This window comes from Streptomyces tagetis, assembly GCF_018069565.1.
Taxonomy (GTDB): Bacteria; Actinomycetota; Actinomycetes; order Streptomycetales; family Streptomycetaceae; genus Streptomyces; species Streptomyces tagetis.
On sequence record NZ_JAGPNL010000013.1, the window covers coordinates 24,352 to 40,805 of the forward strand.

Below are 16,454 nucleotides of genomic sequence, written 5' to 3' on the forward strand. Positions count from 1 at the left end.
GGCTTCATTCGGCGAGGGTCGCAAGGTTGTCTGAATCGACGGTTACGGCGACATGACGTGTGGGGGCCGGGGCCCACGGGACGGAACGGACCGGTGCGACGGCGCCCGCCAGCGCCGCTTCGCGCGCCCCGCCCGCCCCCGGCGGGCGCCGGTCCCGCGCCCCCGTGCGAGGGCCGCGTGAACCGGCGGGAGGGGCTCGTCCGATGAGGAGACGTGAGCGAAACGAGAAGCGACGGGGAGCTGCTGCGCGCCGTCGCGGCGGACGCCGACCGCCGCGCCTTCGAGGAGCTGTACCGCCGGTACGCGCCCTGGCTGACCGCGCGGCTGCGCGGGCGCTGCGCCGACCCGGGCGTCGTCGACGACGTCGTGCAGGAGACCTTCCTCGCGGTGTGGCGGGGCGGCGCCCGCTACCGCGAGGACGGGGACGTGGCCGGCTGGCTCTGGCGGATCGGCTCGCGGCGGCTGATCGACGCGCTCCGCGGTGACGGCGCGCGGGGCCGGCTGCGGCAGGCGCTGGCCCGGCTGCGCCACCGCGACGAGGCGTCCGCCGAGGACCGGGTGCTGGCCGGCGTCGAGCACGGGGACCTCGCCGGGGCCCTGGTCAGGCTCTCCCCGGAGCTGCGCGCGGTGCTCCAGGCCACGGTCGTCGACGGGCTGACCACCCGCGAGGCCGCCGTCCTGCTCGGCATCCCGCCGGGCACGGTCAAGACGCGGGCCATGCGGGCCCGCCGGCAACTGCGGGAGGCGCTGGCATGAGCGACGACACCTGGCACGTGGCCGAGGAGGACCTGCGCGCCTACGCCCGCGGCACCCTCACCGCCCCCCTGCTCTGGTCCGCCGACACCCACCTCGCCGCCTGCGCGCGGTGCCGGGCGCTGCTCGCCGAGGCCGGCGACCCGGCGGCGCTGGACGCCGGGTGGGAGCGGCTCGACGCCGAGCTGGACGCGCCCCGGCCGGGCCGCTGCGAGGCGCTGCTGGTGCGCTGCGGCGTCCCCGACCACACCGCGCGCCTCCTCGCGGCCACCGCGCTGCTGCGCCGCTCCTGGCTCGGCGCCCTCGGCCTGGTCCTGCTGATGACCTGCGTCGCCGCCCTCTCCACGGCCGCCACCCGGACGCCCACCCCCTTCCTCGCCGTCGCCCCGCTGCTCCCGCTGGCCGGGGTGGCGCTGGCCTACGGGCCCGCGCTGGACCCGGCGTACGAGATGGCCGTCGTCACGCCCACGCACGGCTTCCGGCTGCTGATGATCCGCACGGTGGCCGTGCTCGCCGCCGGGCTCGGGGTGAACGGCCTCGCCACCCTCGCCCTGCCCGGGTACGGGCTGCGCGCCCTCGGCTGGCTGCTGCCGGCGCTCGCGCTCACCTCGGCCGGCCTCGCGCTGGCGCCCCGGCTGGGCCCGGTCGGCGGCCCCTCGGCGGTCGCCGGGGCGTGGGTGGCGGTGCTGCTCGCCGCCGACGCCGCCCGCGCCGCCCCGGGCCTCCCGCTCGCGCCGTTCACCGCGGCCGGGCAGGGTGTCTCGGCCGCCGTGGCCCTGCTCGGCGCCGGGCTGCTCTTCCTCGTCCGCGACCGCTTCGACGTCTGCGCGCGGGGTGTGGTGTGAGCCGCCGACGGCCCGGCCCGGCCCGCCGCGCCCCTCGTGTCCTCCGCCCTTTCCGTCCCACGACCGGGAGTGCCGTATGACCCCCACCGTCTCCGCCTTCGGGCTCAGCCTCCACTACGGGCGCACCCGCGCCCTGGACGAGGTGTCACTGCGGCTCACCCCCGGCGTCACCGGGCTGCTCGGTCCCAACGGCGCCGGCAAGACCACGCTGCTGCGGGTGCTGGCCACCGCCGCCCCCGCCGACCGGGGCACCTTCACCGTCCTCGGCCACGACCCGTCCGGCGCCGCCGGGCGCCGCGAGGTGCGCCGCCGGCTCGGCTACCTGCCGCAGACGCCCGGACTGCACCCGCACTTCACCGCCTTCGAGTTCGTCGACTACGTGGCTATCCTCAAGGAGCTGACCGACCGCGCCGCCCGCCACCGCGAGGTGCGCCGCGTGCTCGACGAGGTCGGCCTGGCGGACGTGCGCGCCCGCAGCGTCGGCAAGCTGTCCGGCGGCACGCGCCGGCGGGTCGCCCTCGCCGCCGCCCTCGTCGGGGAACCGGCGTTCCTCGTCCTGGACGAGCCCACCGTCGGCCTCGACCCCGAGCAGCGGATGCGCTTCCGGGAGCTGATCGCCGGCGCCGGCGAGGGCCGTACCGTCCTGCTCTCCACCCACCAGACCGAGGACGTGGCGATGCTCTGCCACCGGGTGCTGGTGCTGGCCGACGGCACCGTCCGCTTCGACGGCACCCCCGCCGAACTGGCCGCGCGGGCGGCCGGCCGGGTGTGGAGCAGCGCCGAGCGCGCTCCCGGAGCCCGTGCCGGCTGGCGCACCGGCACCGGTGGCCACCGCAACCTCGGAGACCCGCCACCCGGCGCCGACCTGCTGGAACCCACGCTGGAGGACGGCTACCTGCTGACCCTCGACGAGGCCGGCACGGAGGTGGCGGCATGAGCGCCCCGCTGCCCGACGCCCCGCTCCCCGACGCCCCGCCCGCCACGGCCGACGCGCCGCCCGGCGCCGGGCCCCGGGCCGTGCTCGCCCTGGCCCGGTTCGAGGCCCGCCGGCTGCTGCTGACCGCCCCGGTCCTCCTCGCCTTCGCCGGGTACGCGCTGTGGATCGGGTGGCGGACCCCCTCCTCCTGGGACGGCCACCCCGCCCTCCAGGACGTCGACCGCGCCGCCCAGGGCCCGCCGCTGCTCGTCGGCCTCGCCGTGCTGCTCGGCGCGAGCCTCGGCGTGCTCCGCTCCCACCGGCACGGCACCGAGGAGCACTTCGGGGTGCTGCCGCTCACGCCCTGGCGCCGCACCGTCGCCCACCTGCTCTCGGTGGTGCCGGCCGCGCTGCTCACCGCGGTGGGCGTGGCCGTCCAGTTCGGCTGGGAGGCGCTCAAGCCGGGCGCGGTCGGGCACGGCTCGCCCGCCGAACTGGCCGTCGGCCCGCTGTCGGTGCTGCTCTTCGGGGCGGCCGGGGTGCTGTCGGCCCGGCTCGCGCGTTCGCCGCTCGCCGCGCCGGGGCTGGTCGTCGTCCTGCTGGGCGTCGTCGCCCTCGGCGCCGGACCGGACGGCACCGACGGGCTCTCCTGGCTGGCCCCGTCCGTCGCCACGGGCGCCTCCACCACCTTCCCCTCCGAGCTGCTGGGGCGGCCCGCCGCCTGGCACGTCCTCTACCTGGCCGGTCTCGCCCTCACCGTGGCCCTCCTCGCCGTGTTCGCCGCCGGGGGACGCACCCGGGCCGTCAGCGCCGGCCTCGCCCTGTCCCTCGCCGCCGCCGTCGCCGGCGGCACCCTCCAGGCCCGCGGCGCGGCGCCCTCGCCGGAGCTGACGGCGGCCCGCGAACGCGCCACGCTCGCCCCGGAGAAGGAGCAGACCTGCCTGCGGCGGGGCACGACGACGTACTGCGCCTTCCCCGAGTGGGAGCCCCGCACCGCCACCTGGGCCGCGGTCGTGGACCGGGTCCGCTCCCGCACCGGCGGACCCGCCCGCGAGGCGCCGCTGCTCGTGCGGCAGCGCGTCGAAGCCCGGTACGGGCCGTACGACGACTCCGCGATCCCGCCCGCCGAGGCCCCGCACCAGGTGACCGTCGGCACTTCCTGGGGCGGCAACCGGGTACCCGAGTTCTCCACCGCTGTCGCCGCCGTGTTCGTCGCGGGCAGCGAGAGCGCCGGGGCCGAGCTGTGCGACGGGCGGATGGTCACCGTCATGTGGCTCTCGCTGAGCTGGCAGGACGATCCGGTGGACGCCCTGCGCCGGGTCCGCGTCGACGACAGCCTCAGCGGCCCCGCGACGGTCCTCGCGCCCACCGAACCGCTCTCCATGACGGCTGCTCAGACCAAGGTCGTACGGGAGTTGCTGGAGTCCCCGCCGCCCGGCGTGGCCGAGCGGGTCCGGGAACACTGGGCCGAGCTGACCGCCCCCGGCGTCACGACCGCGCACGCCGCCGGACTCCTCGGCGCGAGCGCCCCGGCGCCGGACGAGCCGACGGAGGAGGGCGAGGCGTGCGAGGCGTGACCCGGCCCGGCGCTTGACCACGCCGGGCAGGCCCGGCGGGCGGAGGGTCCCGGGCCCGCCGGGCTCACGTCTCCGTGCGGTACATCAGGTCCGTCTCGTGGGTGGTGAAGCCCAGCCGCTCGTAGACCGCGACCGCCGCCTCGTTGTCGGCGTCGACGTACAGCATCGCCGTGGGCAGCCCCCGCCGCTCCAGGTGCCGCAGGCCGATGGTGGTGAGGGCCTTGCCGAGGCCGCCGCCCTGGGCGTCCGGGCGGATGCCGACGACGTACACCTCGCCGAGGCCCTCGTCCGCGTGCTCCTTGGTCCAGTGGAAGCCGATCAGCTCGCCGTCCCGCTCGGCGAGGAAGAAGCCCGCCGGGTCGAACCACGGCTCGGCCTCGCGGTCGTCGAGGTCGCGCTGGGTCAGCGAGCCCTGCTCGGGGTGGTGGGCGAAGGCGGCGGCGTTGACGGCGAGCCAGGCCGCGTCGTCCTCGCCGGGCACGAACGGACGCACCGTCACGCCCTCGGGCAGCCGCGGCTCGGGCAGGTCCAGGCCGGTCAGCGGGCGCCGCATCTGGCGCAGTTCGCGGAAGAGCGCGAGGCCGAGGGCCTGGGCGAGGTGCCGGGCCGCCGGGTGGCCGCCGTGCGCCCAGAGCCGCAGCCGCTTGCCGGAGGCGGCGAGCAGCGCGGAGCCCAGCGCCCGTCCGTGGCCCCGCCCCCGGTGCGAGGGGTGGACGACCAGTTCGGCGGCGGGCGGCTCCACCGGGTCGGTGTCCTCCAGTTGGGCGTAGCCGACGAGTTCGCCGTCCGTGGTCAGCAACAGGTGGGAGACGCCCTCGCGGGCCGCGCCGCGCAGGTGCAGCCGGCCCTGTTCGGACACGGCCTGCTGCCCGTCGTGCCGGGCCGCCTCGGCGAGCAGGGCCAGGACGGCCCCGGCCTGCTCCTCGCCGAGTGCGGCGTGGGTCTCGATCGAACGGGGGCGGCCGGGCCGCTCGGTGTCGTCGCTGCTCATGCGTACGAGGGTACGGGGCGCACCCCGGGCGGCGGCGGGAGCCGGACACGCGGATACACCAGGATGTAACCCGGAACCCCCTGTCGCGCTACGCGCGTTGACCTTAGGCTGCGCCGGTGGACCGGACACCCCGGCCGCCCGACGACGCGAGACCCACAGGGGGACGCATGCCATCCACAGGACAGTCGCAGGTGCTGCGCCGCAGGCGCCGTACGACGCGGCTCCTCGCTCTCACCGCCGGTGCCGTCACCGTCGGGGCGCTCGCCGCGGCGGCCCTGCCGGGGACCGCGAGAGCGGGCGAGAGCGGGCGGGGCGGCGGCCACGGCCCGGCCCGCTACCAGGACGTCCAACTGCTCTCCTTCAACGACCTGCACGGCAACCTGGAGCCGCCCGCCGGCTCCTCCGGCCGGGTCACCGAGGACCTGCCGGACGGCACGACGCGCACCCTGGACGCGGGCGGCGTGGAGTACCTCGCCACCCACCTGCGCACCGCCCGCAAGGGCCACGCCTACTCGGTCACCGCGGCCGGCGGCGACCTGGTCGGCGCCTCCCCGCTGCTCTCCGGCCTCTTCCACGACGAGCCGACGATCGAGGCGCTGAACGGGCTCGGCCTGGACGTCACCAGCGTCGGCAACCACGAGTTCGACGAGGGCGCCCGGGAGCTGGCCCGCCTCCAGAAGGGCGGCTGCCACCCCACCGACGGCTGCTACACGGACAAGCGCTTCAAGGGCGCCGACTTCCCCTACCTCGCCGCCAACGTCCTCGACGAGCGCACCGGCAAGCCGCTGCTGAAGCCGTACTGGGTGTGGCAGAAGAAGGACGTCAAGATCGGCTTCATCGGCGTCACCCTGGAGTCGACCCCGGACATCGTCTCCGCCGAGGGCGTCAAGGGGCTGACCTTCGAGGACGAGGCCGAGACGATCAACAAGTACGCCCGGGAGCTGGAGCGCAAGGGCGTGAAGTCGATCGTGGCGCTGATCCACGAGGGCGGCTTCCCGGCCTCCGCCTCCTACAACGCCGACTGCGACGCCCCGGGCGCGGGCGCCGGCGTCTCCGGCCCGATCGTCGACATCGCGCGGAAGATCTCGCCCCAGGTCGACGCGCTGGTCACCGGGCACACCCACAACGCGTACGTGTGCACCATCCCGGACCCGGCGGGCAAGCCCCGCATGGTGACCTCGGCCGCCTCCTTCGGCCGCCTCTACACGGACACCACGCTCACCTACGACCGCCGTACGGGCGACATCGCCCGGACGGCCGTGCGCTCCGCCAACCGCGTCGTCACCCGCGACGTGCCCAAGGCCCCCGACATGACCCGGCTGATCGGCAGGTGGGACGCGCTGGCCGCCCCCATCGGCAACCGCGCCGTCGGCCACATCTCCGGCGACATCGGCAACACCGGCACCGAGTCCCCCCTCGGCGACCTGATCGCCGACGCCCAGCTCGACCACGCGAAGTCCCTGGACCCCTCGGCCGACCTGGCGCTGATGAACCCGGGCGGCATCCGCGCCCCGCTGACCTACGCGGCCCAGGGCGCGGAGGGCGACGGCGTGGTGACCTACGCCGAGGCGTTCACCGTCCAGCCCTTCGCCAACACCGTGAACCTCCAGGACTACACGGGCGCCCAGCTCGTCCAGGTCCTCAAGGAGCAGGTGAGCGGCGCGAACGAGGCGGCGCCGAAGATCCTCCAGGTCTCCTCCGGCCTCACGTACACCCTCGACCTGACCAAGTCCGGCGCCGACCGGGTCGTGGCCGGCTCGATCCGGCTGAACGGCGCCCCGATCGACCCGGCGGCCACCTACCGCGTCGCGGCCAACAGCTTCCTCGCGGGCGGCGGCGACGGCTTCACCACCCTCGGCCAGGGCACCGATCCGCTGGTCGGCGCGGACGACCTGGCGGCCCTGGAGCAGTACCTGACCGCCCACTCCAGTGCGACCGCCCCGCTCGACCCGCCCAAGGCCGACCGGATCACGATCCTGGACTGAGCCGGCCGCGCGCCCTCACGCCCCGCCGTCCGCCGCCGGGCCGGGCGGCGGGGTCGGCGCACCCGGCAGGCGGATCGTCGCCACCGTGCCGCCCTCCGGGTCCCCGGCCCGGGTCAGGGCCACCTCCCCGCCCGCCTGGTGCACCGTGCGGGCCACGATGGACAGGCCCAGCCCCGAGCCGGGCAGCGCGCGGGCCTGCGGCGAGCGCCAGAACCGGTCGAAGACGTACGGGAGATCCTCGGCCGGGACGCCGGGCCCGCGGTCGCGGACGGTGAGGGCGCCGTCGGCCAGCCGGACGTCGACGGTGCCGCCCCGGGGGCTGAACTTCACCGCGTTGTCGAGGACGTTGACGACCGCGCGCTCCAGCGCCGCCGGTTCCGCCCGTACGTACCAGGGCCGCACGTCGGCCGTGAAGGTCAGCTCCGGCCCGCGCAGCCGGGCCCGGCGCAGCGCCGACTCGACCACGTCGTGCCAGGCGAGGATGCGGGTCCGCCCGGCGTGCTGGCCGGTGTCCGGCCGGGACAGCTCCTGGAGGTCGCCGATGAGCGTCGCCAACTCGGTCATCTGCGCCTTCACCGAGGCGAGCAGCGCCGCCCGGTCGGCCTCGGGCAGCGGACGGCCGGTCTCCTCGCTGCGGGTGAGCAGCTCGATGTTGGTGCGCAACGAGGTGAGCGGGGTGCGCAGTTCGTGCCCCGCGTCCGCGATGAGCTGCTGCTGAAGGTCCCGTGAGCCGGCCAGCGACGCGGTCATGGTGTTGAAGGAGCGCGAGAGGCGGGCGATCTCGTCCTCGCTGTCCTCGTCCACCGGGATGCGCACCGCGAGGTCCTCGGTGCGGGCCACGTGCTCGACGGCGCGGGTCAGTTCGTCCACCGGGCGCAGCCCCGCGCGGGCCACCCACAGCCCGGCGGCGCCCGCGCCGAGCACCCCGGCGCCCGCCACGAAGACGAGCACCAGCGCGAGGTTGTTGAGCGAGCCGTCGACCTCGCTGAGCGGCCGGGCGGCGGACACCGCCACCTTGGGCAGCCCGCGCACGGTGTAGGTGAAGACGCGGTACGGGGTGCCGTCGGAGCCGGTGGCGTCGTGCAGCGCCTCGTCGGACCGGCGTTCGGCCACGGCGCGGTCGGCGTCGGTGAGCGTGACCCGCTCGGTGCCGATGATGAGGCAGCTCTTCCCCTGGTCGTCCAGCAACTGCACGCTGGAGTTGAAGAGGTTGGGTTCGCGCGGGGTGGACTCGTGGGCGCACAGACCGGTGGCGAGGTCGACGTACCCGGCGACCTGCTGGGTCGTCATGCGGTTGGCGCGCAGCGCGTCGTCCAGCGAGTTCACCAGCACGTTCTTCACCACGAACCAGCAGGCCACCGCCGCCGCGGTCACCGCGAACGCCACCGCCGCCGCCACCAGCAGGGCCAGCCGCGACCGCAGCGGCAGCGAACGGAGGCGGCGGACCGCCCGGTTCACTCCGCGCCGCCCTGGCGCAGGACGTACCCCACGCCCCGCACGGTGTGCACGAGGCGCGGTTCGCCGCCCGCCTCGGTCTTGCGGCGCAGGTACATGACGTACACGTCCAGGGAGTTGGACGAGGGCTCGAAGTCGAAGCCCCAGACCGCCTTGAGGATCTGCTCCCGGGTGAGGACCTGGCGCGGGTGGGCGAGGAACATCTCCAGCAGCGTGAACTCGGTGCGGGTCAGCTCCACCGGCCGCCCGCCCCGGGTGACCTCGTGGGTGGCCAGGTTCATGGAGAGGCCGGCGAAGGAGAGGGTGTCGTCGTCCTCGGTGCTCGCCGCGAGGGCCGCAGCGTAGGAGCTGCGGCGCAGCAGCGCGCGGATGCGGGCGAACAGCTCGTCCAGCTCGAAGGGCTTGACCAGGTAGTCGTCGGCGCCGGCGTCCAGCCCGGTCACCCGGTCGCCGACGGTGTCGCGGGCGGTCAGCATGAGGATCGGGGTGGTGTCGCCGGCGCCCCGGATGCGGCGGGCTGCGGTCAGTCCGTCCATGCGGGGCATCTGGATGTCGAGGACGACCAGATCGGGGCGGTAGGCCGCCGCCTTCTCCAGCGCGTCGGCGCCGTCGACGGCGACCTCGGTGCCGTACCCCTCGAAGGCGAGGCTGCGCTGGAGGGCTTCGCGGACCGCCGGCTCGTCGTCGACGATCAGGATGCGCTGGGTGTCACGGTCGCCTTCTGCGGGGCTCATGGCTCGGGGTTCCTCGGGTGCGGTGGGCTCGGGGGCGGGACGTCCTTCAGCGTCGCACGTCGGTGGGGGGTGCGGGAAAGCCGCGGGGGACCGGGCATGCGGTACGGGGCGGCGGCGGGGTCCGGGCGGGCGGTACGGGGCCGCCTCGGCCGGGCCGGGTCAGCCGTCCGCGCCCGCCCGCAGGGAGGCCAGGTCGGCCTTGACGGTGTTGACGGGGATGGCGAAGCCGAGCCCCACGCTGCCCGCGTCGGCGGACGAGGAGGAACCGGCGGCCGAGTACATCGCCGAGTTGATGCCGACGATGTTGCCGTTCATGTCGATCAGCGCCCCGCCGGAGTTGCCCGGGTTGAGGGAGGCGTCCGTCTGGATCGCCTGGTACGTGGTCGTGGAGGAGCCGGTGTCGCCGTTGAACTGGCGCCCGCCGTAGGAGAAGGGCCAGCCGCCGCCCTGCTGCTGTTGCCGCTGCTGCTGCCCGTCGCCGCCCTTGGCGACGGTGACGTCGCGGTCGAGTGCCGAGACGATGCCGCTGGTCACGGTGCCGGTCAGGCCCTCGGGGGAGCCGATCGCCACGACCGGGTCGCCGACCTGGAGGCCGTCGGAGTCGCCGAGGGTGGCGGCGGTCAGCCCGGAGGCGTTCTCCAGCTTGATCAGCGCCAGGTCCTTGGAGCTGTCGGTGCCGACGGTCCGCGCGGTGTACGTCGTGCCGTCGCTGGTGCGTACGGTGATCGAGGAGGCGCCCGCGACGACGTGGTTGTTGGTGACGATCTCGCCGTCACCCGTGATGATCACGCCGGAGCCGGTGGAGGTGCCGGTGTTGGTGGCCGCGCTGATCTCGACGATGCTCGGGCCGACCGCGCGGGCCACCCCGGCGACGGTGCCCTTCTGGCCGGCGGGCACCACGGCGGTGCTGGTGGAGCTGGAGGTGACGGCGGTGGTGCCGGTCAGCTCCTGGATGCCGTACGCGGTGCCGCCGCCGACGGCCGCCGCGACCAGGGCCACCGCCGCGAGCAGGGCGAAGGGCCCCCGCCGGGCGGCCCGCTTACCGGACGGTGCCGGCGGCTGCTCGGCTCCGGGAGACGAAACCGCGGGCGGCTGGTTCGGCGGGGGCGGCCAGGCGGGGTCCACCGGGCCCGTGCCCAGGGGAGCGTAGACGTGCGAGCGGTCGCCCTCGAAGGGCGTCGCGTACGGGTTCTCGTCGCCGCTGCGGCGGTGGCTCTCGGTCATGTCCATGAGCCTCCCGCCCGTCCATGAGAGCCGCCTGAGGGACGCCTGAGAAGCCCGGCAGAACCGCGTATGCCCGATATAAGGGCGGCAGCCCGAGGGCGCGGCGCCGCTACGGCGCGCTCGCCCCGACGCTCACGCGCAGCCGCAGGACTGGCGGACCACCAGTTGGGACGGGAACTGCTTCAGGCGCTCGCGCCGCGAGCCGGCCACCCGCAGCCCGTCGTCCAGGACCAGGTCGACCGCGGCCCGCGCCATCGCCGACCGGTCCGAGGCCACCGTGGTCAGCGGCGGATCGGCCAGCGCCGCTTCCTTGATGTCGTCGAAGCCGGCCACCGCCAGCTCGCCGGGGACGTCGATGCGCAGCTCGCGGGCGGCGCGCAGCAGGCCGATCGCCTGGTCGTCGGTGGAGCAGAAGACCGCGGGCGGACGCTGCGGGCCGGAGAGCAGGTCGAGGGCGATCCGGTAGGCGTCGTACCGGTTGTACGGCGCCTCGAAGAGCCGGCCCTCGGTGGAGAGCCCGGCCTCCTTCATCGCGCGCCGCCAGCCCTCGACGTGGTCGGAGACCGGGTCGCCGACGGCCGGGGTGTCGGCGGTGCCGCCGACACAGGCCACGTACTCGTACCCGTGCTCCAGCAGGTGGCGGACGGCGACCTGGGCGCCGTTCAGGTCGTCGGTGACGACGGCGACGTCGTCGATGGCCTCGGGCCGCTCGTGCAGCAGGACGACCCGGGCGTCCCACGCCTCGATCTCGGCGGCGGCCATGTCGTTGAGCGCGTGGCTGACCAGGATCAGCCCCGAGACCCGCATGCCGAGGAAGGCGCGCAGATAGTGCACCTCGCGCTCGCCGACGTAGTCCGAGTTGCCGACGAGCACCATCTTCCCGCGCTCGGAGGCGGCCCATTCGACGGCGTGCGCCATCTCCCCGAAGAACGGCTGGCGCGCGTCCGGCACGATCAGCCCTATGAGGTCCGTGCGCCGCGACGCCATGGCCTGGGCGACCCGGTCGGGCCGGTACCCCAGCTCCTTGATCGCGGCGAGGACACGCTCGCGCGTGGCCGGGGCGACCGGCCGGGGTCCGTTGTTGATGACATAGCTGACGACGGCGGTGGAAGTCCCCGCCAGCCGCGCCACGTCATCCCGAGTCACCTTGGCCACGCGCGGAGTCTACGCGGATGGACCCGCGCCGGGCAGGGCGTATCACACCTTGGATGGCCTGGACGTTCCCGCGGGTCCGCCGGTGACGCCCCGCGCGGGCCGCTCGCCCTTCGCACCCCGCTCGGCCCGCTCGCCCTTCTCGGGCGTGACGAAGCGGTAGCCGACGTTGCGGACGGTGCCGATCAGCGATTCGTGCTCGGGGCCGAGCTTGGCGCGCAGCCGCCGCACGTGCACGTCGACGGTGCGGGTGCCGCCGAAGTAGTCGTAGCCCCACACCTCCTGGAGGAGCTGGGCGCGGGTGAAGACGCGGCCCGGATGCTGCGCGAGGTACTTCAGCAGCTCGAACTCCTTGAAGGTCAGGTCGAGCACCCGGCCCTTCAGCTTGGCGGAGTAGGTCGCCTCGTCCACCGACAGGTCGCCGTTGCGGATCTCGGTGGGGGAGTCGTCGACGATCTGCCGGCGGCCCAGGGCCAGCCGCAGCCGCGCCTCGACCTCCGCGGGGCCCGCGGTGTCCAGCAGCACGTCGTCGACGCCCCAGTCGGCGGTGACGGCGGCGAGCCCGCCCTCGGTGACGACGAGGAGCAGCGGGGAGCCCGGCCCGGTGGAGTGCAGCAGGCGGCACAGCCCGCGCACCTGGGGCAGGTCGTGGCGCCCGTCGACGAGGACGACGTCGGCGCCCGGGGCGTCGATCAGGGCGGGGCCCTCCGCCGGGGCGACCCGGACCGAGTGCAGCAGGAGGCCGAGGGCGGGGAGCACCTCCGCCGAGGGCTGGAGCGCGTTGGTCAGCAGCAGCAGGGAACTCATCGCGCCCCACCTGCCCGGGGCGTCGGATGATCGTGCGCGGTTCGCTCGCCCATAACGTCGGATTCCTCTCCGGTTCCTGCGAGGACGTCTGCGGCACTGCTTCTGGCGGTGCGGGCCGTGCCCGTGGGGCCCGCCGCGAGTCCGGGAACCGGCCGGCCCCGAAAGCACGAAAGGACCCGGGGGCTACGCTGCCCGAGTCCTCTGCCGAGCAGAATAGCCGACATGAGCAAGGGTCCGGCAGGTCGTGTGGCACGCGCCACCTCTCGTCCGTCCGCCCGCGCACCGCGCGCGGCGTCCGCCCCGGAGCCCGCCGGGTCCCCGCCGCCCCGCACCGGCGCCCGCACGTTCCTCCGTACGGCCGACGGCGTGCGCGTCGACGCCGTCTACGCGCCCGGTGCCGCCGCCGGTGACGCGGGCGCCCCGGTCTTCGTCGTCGCGCACGGCTTCACGGGCGACGCCGACCGGCCGCACGTGCGCCGGGTCGCGGCGGCCCTCGCCCGCCACGGGGCCGTCGTCACCTTCTCCTTCCGCGGGCACGGCGCCTCCGGCGGCCGGTCCACGGTCGGCGACCGCGAGGTGCTGGACCTGGCGGCGGCGGTCGCCTGGGCGCGCGGCTTCGGGCACGCGCGCCTGGTGACGGTCGGCTTCTCGATGGGCGGCTCGGTGGTCCTGCGGCACGCCGCCCTGTACGGCGCGGACGCCGCCGGGCCCGACGCGGTGGTCTCGGTGAGTTCCCCCGCCCGCTGGTACTACCGGGGGACCGCGCCCATGCGCCGGCTGCACTGGCTGGTCATGCGCCCGGCCGGCCGCCTGGTGAGCCGCTGGGGACTGCGCACCCGCGTCCATCACCGGGACTGGGACCCGGTGCCGCTCTCCCCGGTGGAGGCGGCGGCGCGGATCGGGGTGCCGCTGCTGCTGGTGCACGGCGACCGGGACGCCTACTTCCCCCTCGACCACCCCCGCATGCTGGCCGGGGCCGCCGGTGACCGGGGCGAACTCTGGCTGGAGCCCGGCATGGGCCACGCCGAGCACGCCGCGGACGGCGAACTCCTGGACCGGATCGGCGACTGGGCGGTGTCGCGGGCGGGCTAGCCTGAGGTGTTCACTGCCGAACGACGACAGGCGACGAAGGGTCCAGATGGCAAAGGTCACGGTGCGCTACTGGGCGGCCGCGAAGGCCGCGGCGGGGGTGGCCGAGGAACCGTACGAGGCGGACACGCTCGCCGGGGTGCTCGACGCGGTGCGCGAACGCCACCCCGGCGAACTCACCCGCGTGCTGACGCGCTGCTCGTTCCTGGTCGACGGTGACCCGGCCGGGACCCGCGCGCGGGAGACGGTACGGCTGGCCGAGGGCGGCACGGTCGAGGTGCTCCCGCCGTTCGCAGGAGGGTGAGATGAGCGACCAGCCGCATCAGCCGTACGGGGGGCAGGAGCCCCCGGCGTGGCCCGCGCAGCCTGGGCGGGGCTTCCCGCCGGGGTTCGAGGAGCCGTCCGCCGCCGAGCAGACCCAGCAGTGGCAGGGCCAGACCTGGGAGACCCGGCTCCAGCCCCCGATCGACCCCACCACACCACCGCCGTCGCCGTCTCCGGGCGGGGGGTACGGGGGGCAGCCGCAGCCGGGACCGTCGTACGGGGGGCAGCCGTACGGGGGCGAGCCCCAGGCCGGGCAGCCGCCCTACGCGGGCCAGCCCCAGGCCGGGCAGCCGCCCTACGGGGGGCAGCCGTACGCCGGGCAGTCCTACGGGGGCGGCCCGCAGGCCGGTCAGCCGTACCCCGGCCGGCCCCAGCCCCAGCCGGAGCACCAGTACGCCGCCCCGCCCCACCCCTACCAGCAGGCGGCCCAGCCGTACCCGCAGCCCCAGGCCGCCGCCGCGTACGCCGCCGCCCCCGCGGCCCGGCCCCACGAGCCCGCCGCCGCCCCGGAGCCCGCGCCCCCCGCCGGTGACGGGCCCGGGTACGGTCCGGCGACCCTCGCCGGCAACGCCCGGATCACCGACGCGCAGCGCGCCCGCGCCGAGGGCCGCTCCCCGATCATCGACCCGGGGATGCGGCCCGCCCTGCTCACCGCCCTGCTCGGCCTGCTGCTGGCCGGGGCGGCGGCGATCGGCACCTACGCCCTGCTCCTGCCGCTGGTCGCGCTCCAGGCGGTCACCGCGGCCGGCTGGTTCCGGCTGAACGGCATGTGGCCGGCCCGCCAGGGCATCGCGCTGGGCTTCCTCGGCGCGCTCGTCGCCGATGTGGCGATGCTCGCCTCGGACCGGTCCCCGGCCGCGCTCCTCGGCAGCCTCGGCGTGTGGGTGCTGCTCACCCTCGTCCTGCAACTGCGCTCGCACGCCGACCCGGACGAGCGGATGTACGGCCTGATGGCCACCGTCGTCGCGGCGGCCCTCGCCATCATCGCGGGCGGCTACCTCGCGGCGGACACCGACGCCGTGACGGTCGGCGGCATCGCGGTGGCGGCGGCTGCCGTGGTCCGCGCCCTGCCGCTGCCCGCCCCGGCGGCGATGGTCGCGGCGGTCCTGGCGGCGGCGGGCGCGGGCGCCGCGGCCGGCGGGATGACCGGGCTGGGCACCTCGGGGGCGCTGCTCGGCGCGGGCGCCGCGGTGTGCGCGCTGATCGGCCACCGCGCGGCGGCCTACGACTACCCGTCCCGGTTCGTCCACTTCACGGCGGGCGTCGCCCTGCCGCTCGCGGCGGCGGCCCCGGCGGTGTACGTCCTCGGGCGGCTGCTCGGCTGAGCCGTCCCTCCTGTCACAGGTGATCGACAGAATCCGGCGGCCGTCCCCCCGCGCGCTACCCTCGCGCTGGACGGCCGCCCGGTCGTCGGGGGAAACGCCGTCGTCGACGCCAAGGGTGGGAAAGACACCGCATGCGAGCATTGCGAATACTGCTGATCATCGTCGTGATCCTGGGCGGTCTCTTCGCCATCGCGGACCGCCTCGCCGTCAACTTCGCCGAGAACGAGGTGGCCGAACGGCTGCGGACCTCCGAGGACCTCGCCGAGACCCCGGACGTGTCGATCAACGGCTTCCCCTTCCTCACCCAGCTCCTCGGCGGCGAGCTGGACGACGTCGAGATCGGCATCGACTCCTACGAGGCCGCCACCGGTGACGGCGGCAAGAAGATCCGCATCGACGACCTGCGGGCCCGCATGAAGGGCGTCGGCTTCTCCGGCGACTTCTCCTCGGCCACGGCGTCCAGCGCCGACGGCAGCGCGGCCATCTCCTACGACGAGCTGCTGAAGGCCGCCAAGTCCGAGCCGACCCAGGCAGCGCCGGGCGTCACGGCCAAGGTCGTGGGCCTCTCCGACGGCGGCAACGGCAAGATCAAGGTGGCCCTGGAGGTGACCATGCTGGGCACCCCGATGCCCGAGCCGGTCCACGTGCTCAGCTCCGTGCGGGTCAAGGGCGACGAAGTCGAGGTGGCCGCCGACGGTCTGCCCACCGTCGCCGGGGTGAAGCTGCCCGAGTCCCGGGTGCGGGCCGTCACCGACTTCCGCCAGCGGATCGACGGACTGCCCGGCGGCATCACGATCGACAAGGTCGAGGCGGCCGAGGACGGCGTCCGGATCACGGTGAAGGGTTCGGACATCCGCCTGGCCGGGTAGGACTTCCCCAGCCTCTCCGGCCTCCCCGGCCCGCCCGGACGGACCCGGCAGCCCGCCCCGGCGCCCCGGCGCCTTGGCGGGCGCCCGCTCCCTCGGCGGCCCCCGGACCGCGCTGTCGTCCGCGATGCGAGACGGCGCCGTCCGCTCCGTAGAAACCCGGCCGGACCGGAGGGCTTGCCCGACGGGCCGGATTCCTCCCCGCATGCCGCTCATCTCACATCACGGACCATTGTGTCTCACCATGTGATCCGCCGGTGACACACCCGGCATTCCGTCCCTACGATCGGGCCCATGCAGTGCCAGACAAGCGTCCTCCGTTCGCGGGGACAGGCGGATCTCACGAAGCGGCGGGCAGTGGACCTGTGCCGCGTCGCCGCCATGCTCTGTCGCACTTTCTGAGCGGAAGGC

At 75.6% G+C, this 16,454-nt stretch carries 16 protein-coding genes; 10 read left to right on the forward strand and 6 right to left on the reverse strand.

Annotated features, from left to right (window positions below):
- The first annotated feature begins 213 nt into the window (after positions 1-213).
- The 4 genes from J5Y05_RS30580 to J5Y05_RS30595 all read left to right on the forward strand — a co-directional run bounded on the left by J5Y05_RS30580 (position 214) and on the right by J5Y05_RS30595 (position 4,091).
- Positions 214-756, forward strand: coding sequence for an RNA polymerase sigma factor (locus tag J5Y05_RS30580; protein WP_210876558.1), 543 nt, complete (start codon positions 214-216; stop codon positions 754-756).
- The gene (locus tag J5Y05_RS30585; protein ID WP_210876559.1) at positions 753-1,598 is read left to right on the forward strand and encodes a cupin domain-containing protein; all 846 of its coding nucleotides are present in this window, start codon (positions 753-755) and stop codon (positions 1,596-1,598) included. Before J5Y05_RS30580 ends, J5Y05_RS30585 begins: the two co-directional genes overlap by 4 nt.
- A 76-nt stretch (positions 1,599-1,674) precedes the next feature.
- Entirely contained in the window at positions 1,675-2,535 is an 861-nt protein-coding gene (locus J5Y05_RS30590; RefSeq protein WP_210876560.1) for an ABC transporter ATP-binding protein, read from the forward strand.
- A complete protein-coding gene (locus J5Y05_RS30595; RefSeq protein WP_210876561.1) occupies positions 2,532-4,091 on the forward strand; it encodes an ABC transporter permease in 1,560 nt (519 codons plus the stop codon). Before J5Y05_RS30590 ends, J5Y05_RS30595 begins: the two co-directional genes overlap by 4 nt.
- 64 nt (positions 4,092-4,155) lie before the next feature.
- Here J5Y05_RS30595 and mshD read toward each other — a convergent pair whose 3' ends face one another.
- Positions 4,156-5,082 carry a mycothiol synthase gene (gene mshD / locus J5Y05_RS30600; protein WP_210876562.1) on the reverse strand — a complete coding sequence of 309 codons (927 nt, stop codon included), beginning with the start codon at positions 5,080-5,082 and terminating at the stop codon, positions 4,156-4,158.
- A gap of 167 nt (positions 5,083-5,249) precedes the next feature.
- Here mshD and J5Y05_RS30605 point away from each other — a divergent pair, with 167 nt between their 5' ends.
- Positions 5,250-7,067, forward strand: a complete 1,818-nt coding sequence (locus J5Y05_RS30605) for a bifunctional metallophosphatase/5'-nucleotidase (protein WP_210876563.1) — start codon at positions 5,250-5,252, stop codon at positions 7,065-7,067.
- Between the two features lie 15 nt (positions 7,068-7,082).
- Here J5Y05_RS30605 and J5Y05_RS30610 read toward each other — a convergent pair whose 3' ends face one another.
- From J5Y05_RS30610 to J5Y05_RS30630, 5 genes are all read right to left on the reverse strand, one after another.
- A complete protein-coding gene (locus J5Y05_RS30610) occupies positions 7,083-8,525 on the reverse strand; it encodes a sensor histidine kinase (protein ID WP_210876564.1) in 1,443 nt (480 codons plus the stop codon).
- The gene (locus J5Y05_RS30615; protein WP_210876565.1) at positions 8,522-9,256 is read right to left on the reverse strand and encodes a response regulator transcription factor; all 735 of its coding nucleotides are present in this window, start codon (positions 9,254-9,256) and stop codon (positions 8,522-8,524) included. Before J5Y05_RS30615 ends, J5Y05_RS30610 begins: the two co-directional genes overlap by 4 nt.
- Before the next feature lie 159 nt (positions 9,257-9,415).
- A complete protein-coding gene (locus J5Y05_RS30620; protein ID WP_372450544.1) occupies positions 9,416-10,480 on the reverse strand; it encodes a S1C family serine protease in 1,065 nt (354 codons plus the stop codon).
- A gap of 132 nt (positions 10,481-10,612) precedes the next feature.
- Positions 10,613-11,635, reverse strand: a complete 1,023-nt coding sequence (locus tag J5Y05_RS30625; protein WP_210876567.1) for a LacI family DNA-binding transcriptional regulator — start codon at positions 11,633-11,635, stop codon at positions 10,613-10,615.
- A 42-nt stretch (positions 11,636-11,677) separates the two neighbouring features.
- The gene (locus J5Y05_RS30630) at positions 11,678-12,439 is read right to left on the reverse strand and encodes a response regulator transcription factor (protein ID WP_247615602.1); all 762 of its coding nucleotides are present in this window, start codon (positions 12,437-12,439) and stop codon (positions 11,678-11,680) included.
- A 222-nt stretch (positions 12,440-12,661) separates the two neighbouring features.
- On the opposite strand from J5Y05_RS30630, the gene J5Y05_RS30635 reads away from it, so the two are divergent.
- The 5 genes from J5Y05_RS30635 (at position 12,662) to J5Y05_RS32720 (ending at position 16,445) form a co-directional block, all read left to right on the forward strand.
- Positions 12,662-13,531, forward strand: a complete 870-nt coding sequence (locus J5Y05_RS30635; RefSeq protein ID WP_210876568.1) for an alpha/beta hydrolase — start codon at positions 12,662-12,664, stop codon at positions 13,529-13,531.
- Between the two features lie 46 nt (positions 13,532-13,577).
- Positions 13,578-13,832: a MoaD/ThiS family protein gene (locus J5Y05_RS30640; protein ID WP_210876569.1), complete on the forward strand. Its 255-nt coding sequence runs from the start codon at positions 13,578-13,580 to the stop codon at positions 13,830-13,832.
- Position 13,833: 1 nt separating this feature from the next.
- The gene (locus J5Y05_RS30645) at positions 13,834-15,177 is read left to right on the forward strand and encodes a hypothetical protein (protein WP_210876570.1); all 1,344 of its coding nucleotides are present in this window, start codon (positions 13,834-13,836) and stop codon (positions 15,175-15,177) included.
- A 131-nt stretch (positions 15,178-15,308) separates the two neighbouring features.
- The gene (locus tag J5Y05_RS30650) at positions 15,309-16,046 is read left to right on the forward strand and encodes an LmeA family phospholipid-binding protein (RefSeq protein ID WP_210876571.1); all 738 of its coding nucleotides are present in this window, start codon (positions 15,309-15,311) and stop codon (positions 16,044-16,046) included.
- Between the two features lie 291 nt (positions 16,047-16,337).
- On the forward strand, positions 16,338-16,445 hold the full coding sequence (locus J5Y05_RS32720; protein WP_351998383.1) for a putative leader peptide: 108 nt from the start codon (positions 16,338-16,340) through the stop codon (positions 16,443-16,445).
- Positions 16,446-16,454: the final 9 nt, after the last annotated feature.

Bases quoted from the DNA above. Each gene is read 5' to 3' on its own strand.
- J5Y05_RS30585 (WP_210876559.1), top strand. From the start codon at position 753: ATGAGCGACGACACCTGGCACGTGGCCGAGGAGGACCTGCGCGCCTAC.
- J5Y05_RS30590 (WP_210876560.1), top strand. From the start codon at position 1,675: ATGACCCCCACCGTCTCCGCCTTCGGGCTCAGCCTCCACTACGGGCGC.
- J5Y05_RS30595 (WP_210876561.1), top strand. From the start codon at position 2,532: ATGAGCGCCCCGCTGCCCGACGCCCCGCTCCCCGACGCCCCGCCCGCC.
- mshD (WP_210876562.1), bottom strand. From the start codon at position 5,082: ATGAGCAGCGACGACACCGAGCGGCCCGGCCGCCCCCGTTCGATCGAG.
- J5Y05_RS30605 (WP_210876563.1), top strand. From the start codon at position 5,250: ATGCCATCCACAGGACAGTCGCAGGTGCTGCGCCGCAGGCGCCGTACG.
- J5Y05_RS30615 (WP_210876565.1), bottom strand. From the start codon at position 9,256: ATGAGCCCCGCAGAAGGCGACCGTGACACCCAGCGCATCCTGATCGTC.
- J5Y05_RS30620 (WP_372450544.1), bottom strand. From the start codon at position 10,480: ATGACCGAGAGCCACCGCCGCAGCGGCGACGAGAACCCGTACGCGACG.
- J5Y05_RS30630 (WP_247615602.1), bottom strand. From the start codon at position 12,439: ATGAGTTCCCTGCTGCTGCTGACCAACGCGCTCCAGCCCTCGGCGGAG.
- J5Y05_RS30635 (WP_210876568.1), top strand. From the start codon at position 12,662: ATGAGCAAGGGTCCGGCAGGTCGTGTGGCACGCGCCACCTCTCGTCCG.
- J5Y05_RS30640 (WP_210876569.1), top strand. From the start codon at position 13,578: ATGGCAAAGGTCACGGTGCGCTACTGGGCGGCCGCGAAGGCCGCGGCG.
- J5Y05_RS30645 (WP_210876570.1), top strand. From the start codon at position 13,834: ATGAGCGACCAGCCGCATCAGCCGTACGGGGGGCAGGAGCCCCCGGCG.
- J5Y05_RS30650 (WP_210876571.1), top strand. From the start codon at position 15,309: ATGCGAGCATTGCGAATACTGCTGATCATCGTCGTGATCCTGGGCGGT.
- J5Y05_RS32720 (WP_351998383.1), top strand. From the start codon at position 16,338: ATGCAGTGCCAGACAAGCGTCCTCCGTTCGCGGGGACAGGCGGATCTC.